Raw genomic sequence first — 13294 nt, forward strand, 5'->3', positions numbered from 1 at the left:
GTTTTCTCCCTCTCCCTGTGGGAGAGGGCCGGGGTGAGGGCATCAGGCCGCACAGATCAGGCCGCACAAATCAACTCTGGCGCTTCTCCCACCCGCTCTCCTGCGCCGTAAACCCTAACGCCTGCATAAACGCCGCCATCACGCCGCGGTCTTCCACGCCCACGTCGGCCATCCACCATGAGTTCACGTTCGGGTTTTCGCGGATCACTTCTTCAATTAAATACTGTCCCACACCGCGACGACGGGTCACGTCGCGCACGCGCAGCGAGTCCAGCGCCCCCTCCGTGCCGCTCAGGGTCACGCGAACCGCAGCCAGCAGGCGCTCGTTAAAGCGCGCGGCATAAATGCGATGGTTCTCGTCGACATGCAGTGACGAAGGGGAATATTCCGGCCAGATCTTGCCCAGGTCGATATGATCCTGGTCGCTAAAGGTCACCAGACGCACGATAGTCAGTTTCATTAGCTACTTGTCCAAATCAAATTGAGTAGGGGCAGTGTACTCAATTTATTCACTCAGCGGCTTCCTCTTTTTATTCTCATTAACCAGGTGATTAGTTTTTTAGCAATGCAATGGGCAGTGTGAAAACACATGGATCGAAAAATAAGCAGAATTTTAACCTGAAAGGCAGTGTTTTATTCGGCGCTTTGTACCGTTATTTTATGCTGCAAACTGCACTTTTATTTGTTTATCTCTGCCTGATTTCAGAATATTATCTTTGCTTAATCGCCTGAAAAATAGAGATTTTAGTCTGGTTTTTGACAAAAGCCTGCGCTAAACCATTAAAGGCACTGGTAAAAATAGCGTTGTTCATTAAAAGTACAGAATGCTTTTTAACCATAATAAAACAAAATATAAACACGACATCACGAATGGGGATTCAGAGATGAAAAGGAACGCGAAGACGTTAATCGCGGGGATGGTCGCACTGTCGATCTCGCATGCCGCTATGGCGGAGGACATTAAAGTTGCGGTAGTGGGTGCGATGTCCGGCCCTGTTGCCCAGTGGGGTGACATGGAGTTCAACGGCGCGCGCCAGGCCATTAAAGACATCAACGCTAAGGGCGGCATCAAGGGCGACAAGCTGGTGGGCGTGGAATATGACGACGCGTGCGATCCGAAACAGGCTGTCGCGGTCGCCAACAAAATCGTCAACGACGGTATCCAGTACGTGATCGGCCACCTGTGTTCATCCTCCACCCAGCCGGCGTCTGATATCTACGAAGACGAAGGCATCCTGATGATCACTCCTGGAGCAACTAACCCTGAGCTGACCCAGCGCGGATACCAGCACATCATGCGTACCGCCGGTCTGGACTCCTCGCAGGGGCCCACCGCGGCGAAATACATTCTCGACACCGTTAAGCCAAAGCGTATTGCTATCATTCATGACAAACAGCAGTACGGCGAAGGCCTGGCGCGCTCCGTTCAGGACGGCCTGAAAAAAGGCGGCGCGAACATCGTCTTCTTCGACGGCATTACCGCCGGTGAGAAAGACTTCTCCGCGCTGATAGCCCGTCTGCAAAAAGAGAATATCGACTTCGTTTACTACGGCGGCTACTACCCGGAAATGGGTCAAATGCTGCGCCAGGCGCGCGCCACCGGTCTGAAAACCCAATTTATGGGGCCAGAGGGCGTGGGCAACGCCTCCCTGTCAAACATCGCGGGGGATTCTGCCGAAGGCATGCTGGTGACGATGCCAAAACGCTATGACCAGGATCCGGCCAACAAGGCTATCGTGGATGCGCTCAAGGCGCAGAAGAAGGATCCGAGCGGTCCATACGTCTGGATCACCTACGCGGCCGTGCAGTCTCTGGCGACGGCCCTGGATCGTACCGGCAGCAAAGAACCGCTGGATCTGGTGAAAGATTTAAAAGCGCACGGGGCGAACACCGTGATTGGGCCGCTGAACTGGGATGAGAAAGGCGATCTGAAGGGATTTGAGTTTGGTGTCTTTAAGTGGCACGCCGACGGTTCGTCCTCGGCCGCCAAATAATTATCCCACCGCCCGGCTCACCGGGCGGGTATAAAAAGGTTTGCATATGTCCGAGCAGTTTCTCTATTTCCTGCAGCAGATGTTTAACGGCGTCACGCTGGGAAGCACCTACGCGCTGATCGCCATCGGCTACACGATGGTTTACGGCATTATCGGTATGATCAACTTCGCCCACGGCGAGGTGTACATGATCGGTAGCTACGTCTCCTTTATGATCATTGCCGCGCTGATGATGATGGGCATCGACAGCAGCTGGCTGCTGGTCGCCGCCGGGTTTGTCGGCGCGATTGTGATTGCCAGCGCCTACGGCTGGAGCATTGAGCGCGTGGCCTACCGGCCGGTGCGCAGCTCCAAGCGTCTGATTGCGCTGATCTCCGCGATCGGGATGTCCATCTTCCTGCAAAACTACGTCAGCCTGACCGAAGGCTCGCGTGACGTGGCGCTGCCAAGCCTGTTTAACGGCCAGTGGATTGTAGGGGCCAGCGAAAACTTCTCGGCCTCTATCACCACCATGCAGCTGGTTATCTGGGTCGTGACCTTTATCGCCATGCTCGCCCTGACCCTGTTCATTCGCTACTCACGCATGGGACGCGCCTGCCGCGCCTGCGCGGAAGACCTGAAGATGGCGAGCCTGCTCGGCATCAACACTGACCGCGTGATTGCCCTGACCTTCGTGATTGGCGCGGCGATGGCGGCGGTGGCGGGTGTCCTGCTCGGCCAGTTCTACGGCGTGATTAACCCGTACATCGGCTTTATGGCCGGGATGAAAGCCTTCACCGCGGCGGTACTGGGCGGTATCGGCAGTATTCCGGGCGCGATGATCGGTGGCCTGATCCTGGGCGTGGCGGAAGCGCTCTCCTCGGCGTACCTGAGCACGGAATATAAAGACGTGGTGTCGTTTGCCCTGCTGATTCTGGTTCTGCTGGTGATGCCTACCGGTATTCTGGGCCGTCCGGAGGTAGAGAAAGTATGAAACCGATGCATTTTGCAATGGCGCTGCTCTCTGCCGCTATGTTCTTCGTGCTGGCCAGCGTCTTTATGGGCGTCCAGCTTGAGCTGAATGGCACCAAACTCGTTGTCGATACCGCGGCTGATATTCGCTGGCAGTGGGTATTTATCGGCACTGCCGTAGTATTCCTGTTCCAACTGCTGCGCCCGCTGTTCCAGAAGACGCTGAAAAATGTCTCCGGACCGAAATTCGTGCTGCCGGCAATCGACGGCTCTACCATTAAGCAGAAGCTGTTCCTCGTGGCGCTGCTGGTGGCCGCCGTGGCGTGGCCGTTTGTGGTGTCGCGTGGCACCGTGGATATCGCCACCCTGACCATGATCTACGTAATTCTCGGTCTCGGTCTGAACGTGGTGGTGGGGCTCTCTGGCCTGCTGGTGCTGGGCTACGGCGGCTTTTACGCCATCGGCGCCTACACCTTCGCGCTGCTGAACCACTACTACGGCCTCGGCTTCTGGACCTGCCTGCCGCTGGCGGGGCTGGTCTCTGCCGCCGCGGGCTTCCTGCTCGGTTTCCCGGTGCTGCGCCTGCGCGGTGACTACCTGGCGATTGTGACCTTAGGCTTCGGAGAAATCGTCCGTATCCTGCTGCTGAATAACACCGAAGTGACCGGCGGCCCGAACGGCATCAGCCAGATCCCGAAACCGACCTTCTTCGGCCTGGAATTTAGCCGTACCGCACGCGAAGGCGGCTGGGACACCTTCAGCAACTTTTTTGGCATCAAGTATGACCCGTCCGACCGCGTGATCTGGCTTTACCTGGTGGCGCTGCTGCTGGTGGTGATTACCCTGTTCGTGATCAACCGTCTGCTGCGCATGCCACTGGGCCGCGCGTGGGAAGCGCTGCGTGAAGATGAGATCGCCTGCCGCTCTCTGGGCCTGAACCCGACCCGCATCAAGCTGACCGCGTTTACCATCAGCGCCGCGTTTGCCGGTTTCGCCGGGACGCTGTTTGCCGCGCGTCAGGGCTTCGTCAGCCCGGAATCGTTCACCTTTGCCGAATCTGCCTTTGTGCTGGCGATTGTGGTGCTTGGCGGGATGGGCTCGCAGTTTGCCGTTATCCTCGCGGCCATCCTGCTGGTGGTCTCGCGCGAGCTGATGCGCGACTTTAACGAATACAGCATGCTGATGCTGGGTGGTTTGATGGTGCTGATGATGATCTGGCGTCCGCAGGGCCTCCTGCCGATGACCCGTCCACAGCTGAAGCTGAAGAACGGGCAAGCGAAAGGAGAGCAGGCATGAGTCAGCCATTATTATCCGTTAACGGTCTGATGATGCGTTTTGGCGGCCTGCTGGCAGTCAACAACGTGAATCTTGACCTGCACAAGAAAGAGATTGTCTCCCTGATTGGCCCGAACGGGGCGGGGAAAACCACGGTCTTCAACTGCCTGACCGGCTTCTACAAGCCGACGGGCGGCACCATCATGCTGCGCGATCAGCACCTTGAAGGGCTGCCGGGCCAGCAGATTGCCCGCATGGGCGTGGTGCGTACCTTCCAGCACGTGCGTCTGTTCCGCGAGATGACGGTGATTGAGAACCTGCTGGTGGCGCAGCATCAGCAGCTGAAAACCGGGCTGTTCTCCGGCCTGCTGAAAACCCCGGCCTTTCGCCGCGCGCAGGATGAAGCGCTCGATCGCGCCGCCACCTGGCTCGACCGGATTGGCCTGCTGCAGCACGCCAACCGTCAGGCGAGCAATCTGGCCTATGGCGATCAGCGTCGCCTGGAGATTGTGCGCTGCATGGTCACCCAGCCTGAAATCCTGATGCTCGACGAACCGGCGGCAGGGCTCAACCCGAAAGAGACCAAAGAGCTGGACGAGCTGATTGCCGAGCTGCGCGATAGTCACGACACCACCATCCTGCTGATTGAGCATGACATGAAGCTGGTGATGGGCATTTCGGACCGTATCTACGTGGTAAACCAGGGCACGCCGCTGGCGAACGGCACGCCGGAAGAGATCCGCAACAACCCGGACGTGATCCGCGCATACCTTGGTGAGGCATAAGATGGAAAAAGCGATGTTAACGTTCGACAAGGTCAACGCGCACTACGGCAAGATCCAGGCGCTGCACGACGTCAGCCTGCACATCAATCAGGGTGAAATCGTCACTCTGATAGGCGCCAACGGCGCGGGCAAAACCACGCTGCTCGGCACCCTGTGCGGCGACCCGCGCGCAACCAGCGGGCAGATAGTGTTCGATGGTAAAGACATTACTGACTGGCAGACCGCCAGAATCATGCGCGAGGCGGTGGCGATTGTTCCGGAAGGGCGTCGCGTGTTCTCACGCATGACGGTGGAAGAGAACCTGGCGATGGGCGGCTTCTTCGCTCACCGCGATGAATACCAGACCCGCATCAAGTGGGTATACGAGCTTTTCCCGCGCCTGTGGGAGCGCCGCATTCAGCGTGCGGGTACCATGTCCGGCGGTGAGCAGCAGATGCTGGCGATTGGCCGCGCGCTGATGAGCCAGCCGCGCCTGCTGCTGCTGGACGAACCGTCGCTCGGTCTGGCACCGATCATCATTCAGCAGATTTTCGACACCATTGAGCAGCTGCGTAAAGAGGGGATGACCATCTTCCTCGTCGAGCAGAACGCCAACCAGGCGCTGAAGCTCGCTGACCGTGGCTACGTGCTGGAGAACGGCCGCGTGGTGCTGGAGGATACTGGCGACGCGCTGCTGGCTAACGAAGCGGTGCGGAGCGCTTACCTGGGCGGATAGGTAAAAGCAAAAAGGCAACGCAAGTTGCCTTTTTTAGTGTTTGCTCCCTCTCCCTGTGGGATAGGGGCGGGGTGAGGGCACCAGACCGCACGAGGTAAAAGCAAAAAGGCAACGCAAGTTGCCTTTTTTAGTGTTTTCTCCCTCTCCCTGTGGGAGAGGGACGGGGTGAGGGCACCAGACCGCACCCAATCCATCACCCCCAACCCCCTTCACACAACCATCATCACCCTGACGCCTGGCTGTCACTTATCTGTAAACAAACAGTTATTTTTTTGTCATTCGAGCATGGCATGTTACCTCGCGAGCATAAAACGCGTGATATCGCGCATCCGGCACAATAAGAGAGATGACAATGACATCGTTACGACACACAGCTTTGGGTCTGGCACTGGGTCTGGCTTTTGCGACGAACGCAATGGCTGTCACCACCATTCCATTCTGGCATTCCATGGAAGGGGAGTTGGGTAAAGAGGTTGACTCCCTGGCGCAGCGTTTCAACGACACCCACCCGGATTACAAAATTGTGCCGGTGTACAAAGGCAACTACGAGCAGAGCCTGAGCGCGGGCATCGCCGCCTTCCGTACCGGCAACGCACCGGCCCTGTTACAGGTTTATGAAGTGGGTACCGCCACCATGATGGCCTCCAAAGCCATCAAGCCGGTGTATGAAGTGTTCAAAGAAGCGGGCATCAACTTCGACGAATCCCAGTTCGTGCCGACCGTAGCGGGTTACTACACGGATTCCAAAACCGGCCATCTGCTGTCCCAGCCATTTAACAGCTCCACGCCGGTGCTGTACTACAACAAAGACGCCTTCAAAAAAGCCGGTTTAGACCCGGAGCAGCCGCCAAAAACCTGGCAGGATCTGGCCGAGTACACCGCGAAGCTGAAAGCGGCGGGAATGAAGTGCGGCTACGCCAGCGGCTGGCAGGGCTGGATCCAGATTGAAAACTTCAGCGCCTGGCACGGCCTGCCGGTTGCCACCAAAAACAACGGCTTCGACGGCACCGACGCGGTACTGGAGTTCAACAAGCCGGAGCAGGTGAAGCACATCGCGCTGCTTGCCGATCTGAACAAGAAGGGCGACTTCAGCTACTTCGGGCGTAAAGACGAATCCACCGAGAAGTTCTACAACGGCGACTGCGCCATTACCACCGCCTCGTCCGGCTCGCTGGCGGATATCCGTCACTACGCCAAATTCAACTACGGCGTGGGCATGATGCCATACGACGCAGACGTGAAGGGCGCGCCGCAGAACGCCATCATCGGCGGGGCGAGTCTGTGGGTGATGCAGGGTAAAGATAAGGGCACCTATAAAGGCGTCGCCGAATTCCTGGACTTCCTGGCCAAGCCTGAAAACGCCGCCGAGTGGCACCAGAAGACCGGCTACCTGCCCATCACCAAAGCCGCGTATGACCTGACCCGCGAGCAGGGCTTCTATAGCAAGAACCCGGGCGCGGATATCGCGACGCGTCAGATGCTGAACAAGCCGCCGTTGCCGTTCACCAAAGGGCTGCGTCTGGGCAACATGCCGCAGATCCGCACCATCGTGGATGAAGAGCTGGAAAGCGTGTGGACCGGTAAGAAAACGCCACAGCAGGCGCTGGACTCTGCGGTAGAGCGCGGGAATCAGCTGCTGCGTCGCTTTGAGCAGTCGACTAAATCGTAATCGCTGAAACGCCCGGTGGCGCTTCGCTTACCGGGCCTACGATGTGCCCCATGTAGGCCGGGTAAGGCGTAGCCGCCACCCGGCATTGCTCAGGAACCAAATCTCAATGTCATCATCCCGTCCGGTGTTCCGTTCCCGCTGGCTGCCGTACCTGCTGGTCGCGCCGCAGCTGGCCATCACCGTTATTTTCTTTATCTGGCCTGCGGGCGAAGCGCTGTGGTACTCGGTACAAAGCGTCGATCCGTTCGGGCTTTCCAGCCAGTTTGTTGGCCTGGACAACTTCACCGCGCTGTTCCATGACAGCTACTACCTGGACTCCTTCTGGACGACGATGAAGTTCAGCGCGCTGGTCACCGTCAGCGGCCTGGTTGCCTCGCTGTTTTTCGCCGCGCTGGTGGATTACGTGGTGCGCGGCAGCCGCCTGTATCAGACCCTGATGCTGCTGCCTTATGCCGTAGCGCCCGCCGTCGCCGCCGTGCTGTGGATCTTCCTGTTTAACCCGGGACGCGGGTTGATTACCCATTTTCTGGCCGAACTGGGCTACGACTGGAACCACGCCCAGAACAGCGGCCAGGCGATGTTCCTGGTGGTGTTCGCCTCGGTGTGGAAGCAGATCAGCTACAACTTCCTGTTCTTCTTTGCCGCGCTGCAGTCCATCCCGCGCTCGCTGGTGGAAGCGGCGGCAATTGACGGCGCAGGGCCCATTCGCCGCTTCTTCAGGCTGTCGCTGCCGCTGATCGCACCGGTGAGTTTCTTCCTGCTGGTGGTTAACCTCGTGTACGCCTTCTTCGACACCTTCCCGGTGATCGACGCGGCCACCGCAGGCGGCCCGGTGCAGGCGACAACGACGCTTATCTATAAGATCTACCGCGAAGGCTTCGCCGGTCTGGATCTCTCTGCCTCCGCCGCGCAGTCCGTCGTGCTGATGTTCCTCGTCATCATCCTCACGGTGGTGCAGTTCCGCTACGTTGAAAGTAAGGTGCGCTACCAATGATTGAGAACCGTCGCGGGCTGACGATTTTCAGCCATACCATGCTGATTTTAGGGATTATCGTCATCCTCTTCCCGCTGTACGTGGCCTTTGTCGCCGCCACGCTGGACACCAAAGCGGTGTTCGACACGCCGATGACGCTGATCCCAGGTACACATCTTTTCGAGAACATGAAGACCATCTGGACCCAGGGCGTGGGCGCCAACAGCGCGCCGTTCTGGCTGATGATGCTCAATAGCTTCATCATGGCGTTTGGCATTACGGTCGGCAAAATTACGGTGTCGATGCTTTCGGCCTTCGCCATCGTCTGGTTTCGCTTTCCGCTGCGTAACCTCTTCTTCTGGATGATTTTCATCACCCTGATGCTGCCGGTGGAGGTGCGTATCTTCCCCACCGTGGAAGTGATCGCCAACCTGAAGATGCTCGACAGCTACGCGGGCTTAACCCTGCCGCTGATGGCCTCGGCGACCGCCACCTTCCTGTTCCGTCAGTTCTTTATGACCCTGCCGGACGAGCTGATTGAAGCAGCGCGGATCGACGGCGCGTCGCCGATGCGTTTCTTCCGCGACATCGTGCTGCCGCTGTCGAAAACCAACCTCGCGGCGCTGTTTGTGATCACCTTTATCTACGGCTGGAACCAGTACCTGTGGCCGCTGCTGATTATTCAGGACGTCAACCTTGGCACCGCCGTGGCGGGCATTAAGGGCATGATCGCCACCGGCGAAGGCACCACCCTTTGGAACCAGGTGATGGCGGCGATGCTGCTCACCCTTATCCCACCCGTAGTCATTGTTTTAGCCATGCAGCGTGCGTTTGTCCGTGGCCTGGTCGATAGCGAGAAATAAGATGGCAGGTTTAAAACTTCAGGCAGTAACCAAAAGCTGGGACGGCAAAACCCAGGTTATTCAGCCGTTAACGCTCGACGTGGCGGACGGGGAATTCATCGTCATGGTCGGCCCGTCCGGCTGTGGCAAATCCACGCTGCTACGCATGGTGGCGGGGCTGGAGCGCGTGACCTCCGGGGATATCTGGATTGACCGCCAGCGCGTCACCGAAATGGAGCCGAAAGACAGAGGCATTGCGATGGTGTTCCAGAACTACGCCCTCTATCCGCACATGAGCGTGGAAGAGAACATGGCCTGGGGGCTGAAAATCCGCGGCATGGGCAAAGGCCATATCGACGAGTGCGTGAAAGAGGCGGCGCGCATTCTGGAACTCGACGGCCTGCTCAAGCGTCGCCCGCGCGAGCTCTCCGGCGGCCAGCGCCAGCGCGTGGCGATGGGGCGCGCCATCGTGCGCGATCCGGCGGTATTCCTCTTTGACGAGCCGCTCTCCAACCTTGACGCCAAGCTGCGCGTGCAGATGCGTCTTGAGCTACAGCAGCTGCACCGTCGTCTGAAAACCACCTCCCTGTACGTGACCCACGATCAGGTCGAAGCCATGACGCTCGCCCAGCGCGTAATGGTGATGAACAAAGGCATCGCCGAGCAGATTGGCACCCCGGTGGAAGTGTACGAGAAACCGGCCACCCGCTTTGTGGCGAGCTTTATCGGCAGCCCGGCGATGAACCTGCTGGAAGGGCGTATCAGTAGCGCGGGCACGCATTTTGAGCTGGAAAGCGGGATGGCATTGCCGATCAACTGGTACTATCGTGGTTACGCCGGGCGTAAGATGACGCTCGGTATCCGCCCGGAGCATATTGCTTTAACCTCTCAGGCGGACGGCGGCGTGCCGCTGGTGATGGACACGCTGGAGATGTTGGGTGCAGATAACCTGGCGCACGGGCGCTGGGGGGATCAAAAAATGGTGGTGCGCCTGGCGCATCAGGAGCGCCCTAAAGCAGGCAGCACGCTGTGGCTGCACCTGCCGGAAAACCATCTGCACCTTTTTGACGGTGAAACAGGACAACGAGTATGAGCAACTGGCCTTATCCCCACGTCGTCGCCCACCGGGGCGGCGGTAAGCTGGCGCCGGAGAACACCCTGGCGGCGATTGATGTTGGCGCGCGTTACGGCCACACCATGATCGAGTTCGACGCCAAGCTGTCGAAAGACGGCGAAATTTTCTTGCTGCATGACGATAACCTCGAACGCACCAGCAACGGCTGGGGCGTGGCGGGCGAGCTGCCGTGGCGCGATCTGCTGAAGGTGGACGCCGGAAGCTGGTACAGCGGCGAATTCAAAGGCGAACCGCTGCCGCTGCTGGCGGAAGTGGCGGACCGCTGTCGCCAGCACGGTATGATGGCCAATATCGAAATCAAACCGACCACCGGCACCGGGCCGCTGACGGGCAAAGTGATTGCCCTTGCCGCGCGCGAGCTGTGGGAAGGAATGACCGCACCGCTGCTCTCCTCGTTTGAAATTGACGCGCTGGAAGCGGCACAGGCAGCCGTGCCGGAGCTGCCGCGCGGGCTGCTGCTTGACGAGTGGCGCGAGGACTGGCGCGAGCTGACGACGCGCTTAGCGTGTGTCTCTATTCATCTTAATCATAAGCTGCTGGATGAGGCGCGGGTGAAGATGCTGAAAGACGCGGGTCTGCATATTCTGGTCTACACCGTTAACAAACCCCAGCGTGCAGCCGAGCTGCTGCGCTGGGGCGTGGACAGCATCTGTACCGATGCAATCGACCTGATCGGCCCGGACTTTAGTTCTGCGGATTAAGCATACTGCCGTTCGACTGCGGCGGCAGCATATGCTGCTGTCCGCTGCCTGACGACGTCATCCCCCCTAACATCCCGCCGTTTTTATTCGGCAGCGGCTGCTCGCGCACTTGTCCCTGCTGCACGCGCTGGGTGTTGGCGTTCATCTGGTTTTGCAGGCTCTGCTGCTGCATCTGGGTCTGCGTTCTCAGCTGCTGATTCAGCATCCCTTTCTGCTGCTGTTGCTGGCTCATCATCTCGGTCTGCATACGCTGCTGGCTCGGGATAACATACCCCTGCTGGTTCGGGTTATTCATGGTGTTGAGCGGCTGTGCGAACGCGGCAAACGGGATCAGCGCCGTAAGAATCATCAAGCGTTTCATTGTCATTTCCTCCTCTTGAGGCCTCTCTTAAGTTTACCCTGATTTCACCATGACGATGATTTTTTAGGAGTTGTGAACCAGGCTTAAGCGGGGAATATGGATCCCTTCACCTGGAGAACAATAATGATGAAACCAACCTTCTTGCGCTGGGTCGCCATCGCCGCGCTGATGGCAGGCGGTACATTTAGCGTGGCGGCCAACCCGCCGGCGGCGCCTCCGGTCTCTTACGGCGTGGAGGAAGATGTTTTCCATCCCGTGCGGGCAACCCATGGCATGGTGGCATCGGTGGATGCGCTGGCAACCCGCGTGGGTGTCGATATTCTCAAACAGGGCGGTAACGCGGTGGATGCAGCGGTCGCCGTCGGCTATGCGCTGGCGGTGACGCACCCGCAGGCGGGGAACCTGGGCGGCGGCGGCTTTATGATGCTGCGCACCAAAGACGGGAAAACCACCGCCATCGACTTCCGCGAAATGGCGCCTTCTCAGGCGTCCCGCGATATGTTCCTCGACGACCAGGGTAACCCGGACAGCAAGAAATCTCTGACCTCGCACCTTGCCTCCGGCACGCCGGGCACCGTCGCGGGCTTTTCGCTGGCGCTGGAAAAATACGGTACGATGCCGCTGAACAAGGTGGTGCAGCCTGCCATCAAGCTGGCGCGGGAGGGCTTTGTGGTGAATGACGCCCTGGCGGACGATCTCAAGACCTACGGCAGCGAAGTTATTCCCAATCATGAAAACAGCAAGGCCATCTTCTGGAAAGACGGCGAGCCGTTGAAGAAGGGCGATAAGCTGATGCAGAAGAACCTCGCCAAAAGCCTGGAGCTGATTGCGGAGCACGGTCCGGACGCGTTCTATAAAGGGGCGATTGCCGATCAGATTGCACAAGAGATGCAGAAGAACGGCGGGCTCATCACCAAAGCGGATCTGGCGGAATACAGGGCGGTGGAGCGCGAGCCGATTAGCGGCACCTATCGCGGCTACGAGGTCTTCTCCATGCCGCCGCCGTCTTCCGGCGGGATCCACATCGTGCAGATCCTCAATATTCTTGAAAACTTCGATATGCACAAGTTCGGCTTCGGCAGCGCGGATGCCATGCAGGTGATGGCGGAAGCGGAAAAACGCGCCTACGCTGACCGCTCGGAATATCTCGGCGATCCGGACTTCGTGAAGGTGCCGTGGCAGGCACTGACCAACAAGGCGTATGCCAAATCCATTGCGGAACAGATCGACATCAACAAGGCCAAACCGTCGAGCGAGATCCGCCCCGGCAAGCTGGCGCCGTACGAAAGCAACCAGACGACGCACTTCTCGGTGGTGGATAAAGACGGTAATGCGGTGGCGGTGACGTACACGCTCAACACCACCTTCGGCACCGGGATTGTGGCGGGCAACAGCGGCATTCTGCTGAACAACGAGATGGATGACTTCTCCGCCAAGCCGGGCGTGCCGAACGTCTACGGGCTGGTCGGCGGCGATGCGAATGCGGTCGGGCCGAAGAAGCGTCCGCTGTCGTCCATGTCGCCCACAATCGTTGTGAAAGACGGGAAAACCTGGCTGGTAACCGGCAGTCCTGGCGGCAGCCGGATTATCACTACCGTGCTGCAGATGGTGGTGAACAGCATCGACTTTGGGATGAACGTTGCCGAAGCGACCAACGCCCCGCGTTTCCATCATCAGTGGCTGCCGGACGAGCTGCGCGTCGAGAAGGGCTTTAGCCCGGACACCATCAAGCTGCTGGAGCAGCGCGGACAGAAGGTGGCGGTGAAAGAGGCGATGGGCAGCACTCAGAGCATTATGGTCGGGCCGGATGGGGCGCTGTTCGGGGCGTCGGATCCGCGGTCGGTGGATGATTTGACGGCGGGGTATTGATATGTTGCCGGGTGGAGGCTTCGC

13 protein-coding genes are annotated in these 13294 nt (G+C 58.8%); 11 read left to right on the forward strand and 2 right to left on the reverse strand.

The window, feature by feature from the left end; translation table 11 throughout:
* Nucleotides 1-70 precede the first annotated feature (70 nt).
* On the reverse strand, nucleotides 71-460 hold the full coding sequence (gene panM / locus HBM95_01500) for an aspartate 1-decarboxylase autocleavage activator PanM (GenBank protein NIH41623.1): 390 nt from the start codon (nucleotides 458-460) through the stop codon (nucleotides 71-73).
* Between the two features lie 424 nt (nucleotides 461-884).
* On the opposite strand from panM, the gene livK reads away from it, so the two are divergent.
* The 10 genes from livK to ugpQ all read left to right on the forward strand — a co-directional run bounded on the left by livK (nucleotide 885) and on the right by ugpQ (nucleotide 11040).
* Nucleotides 885-1994 (forward strand): high-affinity branched-chain amino acid ABC transporter substrate-binding protein LivK, encoded by a 1110-nt coding sequence (livK, locus tag HBM95_01505; protein ID NIH41624.1) that lies wholly within the window; start codon nucleotides 885-887, stop codon nucleotides 1992-1994.
* Between the two features lie 46 nt (nucleotides 1995-2040).
* The gene (gene livH, locus HBM95_01510; GenBank protein ID NIH41625.1) at nucleotides 2041-2967 is read left to right on the forward strand and encodes a high-affinity branched-chain amino acid ABC transporter permease LivH; all 927 of its coding nucleotides are present in this window, start codon (nucleotides 2041-2043) and stop codon (nucleotides 2965-2967) included.
* On the forward strand, nucleotides 2964-4241 hold the full coding sequence (locus tag HBM95_01515; protein NIH41626.1) for a high-affinity branched-chain amino acid ABC transporter permease LivM: 1278 nt from the start codon (nucleotides 2964-2966) through the stop codon (nucleotides 4239-4241). The genes livH and HBM95_01515 overlap by 4 nt, the downstream gene beginning before the upstream one ends.
* The gene (gene livG, locus HBM95_01520; GenBank protein NIH41627.1) at nucleotides 4238-5005 is read left to right on the forward strand and encodes a high-affinity branched-chain amino acid ABC transporter ATP-binding protein LivG; all 768 of its coding nucleotides are present in this window, start codon (nucleotides 4238-4240) and stop codon (nucleotides 5003-5005) included. Before HBM95_01515 ends, livG begins: the two co-directional genes overlap by 4 nt.
* Nucleotide 5006: 1 nt before the next feature.
* A complete protein-coding gene (gene livF, locus HBM95_01525) occupies nucleotides 5007-5720 on the forward strand; it encodes a high-affinity branched-chain amino acid ABC transporter ATP-binding protein LivF (protein NIH41628.1) in 714 nt (237 codons plus the stop codon).
* A 352-nt stretch (nucleotides 5721-6072) separates the two neighbouring features.
* The gene (gene ugpB / locus HBM95_01530; protein ID NIH41629.1) at nucleotides 6073-7389 is read left to right on the forward strand and encodes a sn-glycerol-3-phosphate ABC transporter substrate-binding protein UgpB; all 1317 of its coding nucleotides are present in this window, start codon (nucleotides 6073-6075) and stop codon (nucleotides 7387-7389) included.
* A gap of 106 nt (nucleotides 7390-7495) precedes the next feature.
* A complete protein-coding gene (gene ugpA, locus HBM95_01535; protein NIH41630.1) occupies nucleotides 7496-8383 on the forward strand; it encodes a sn-glycerol-3-phosphate ABC transporter permease UgpA in 888 nt (295 codons plus the stop codon).
* The gene (ugpE, locus tag HBM95_01540) at nucleotides 8380-9225 is read left to right on the forward strand and encodes a sn-glycerol-3-phosphate ABC transporter permease UgpE (GenBank protein NIH41631.1); all 846 of its coding nucleotides are present in this window, start codon (nucleotides 8380-8382) and stop codon (nucleotides 9223-9225) included. The genes ugpA and ugpE overlap by 4 nt, the downstream gene beginning before the upstream one ends.
* A gap of 1 nt (nucleotide 9226) precedes the next feature.
* On the forward strand, nucleotides 9227-10297 hold the full coding sequence (locus HBM95_01545; protein NIH41632.1) for a sn-glycerol-3-phosphate import ATP-binding protein UgpC: 1071 nt from the start codon (nucleotides 9227-9229) through the stop codon (nucleotides 10295-10297).
* Nucleotides 10294-11040: a glycerophosphodiester phosphodiesterase gene (gene ugpQ / locus HBM95_01550; GenBank protein NIH41633.1), complete on the forward strand. Its 747-nt coding sequence runs from the start codon at nucleotides 10294-10296 to the stop codon at nucleotides 11038-11040. The genes HBM95_01545 and ugpQ overlap by 4 nt, the downstream gene beginning before the upstream one ends.
* Here ugpQ and HBM95_01555 read toward each other — a convergent pair.
* Nucleotides 11024-11401: a DUF2756 family protein gene (locus tag HBM95_01555; protein ID NIH41634.1), complete on the reverse strand. Its 378-nt coding sequence runs from the start codon at nucleotides 11399-11401 to the stop codon at nucleotides 11024-11026. The two genes, ugpQ and HBM95_01555, sit on opposite strands and share 17 nt — an antisense overlap.
* Nucleotides 11402-11527: 126 nt before the next feature.
* Here HBM95_01555 and ggt point away from each other — a divergent pair, with 126 nt between their 5' ends.
* On the forward strand, nucleotides 11528-13270 hold the full coding sequence (gene ggt / locus HBM95_01560; GenBank protein NIH41635.1) for a gamma-glutamyltransferase: 1743 nt from the start codon (nucleotides 11528-11530) through the stop codon (nucleotides 13268-13270).
* Nucleotides 13271-13294: the final 24 nt, after the last annotated feature.

Origin of the sequence: Enterobacter asburiae (assembly GCA_011754535.1) — a bacterium.
GTDB classification, from domain to species: Bacteria; Pseudomonadota; Gammaproteobacteria; order Enterobacterales; family Enterobacteriaceae; genus Enterobacter; species Enterobacter cloacae_N.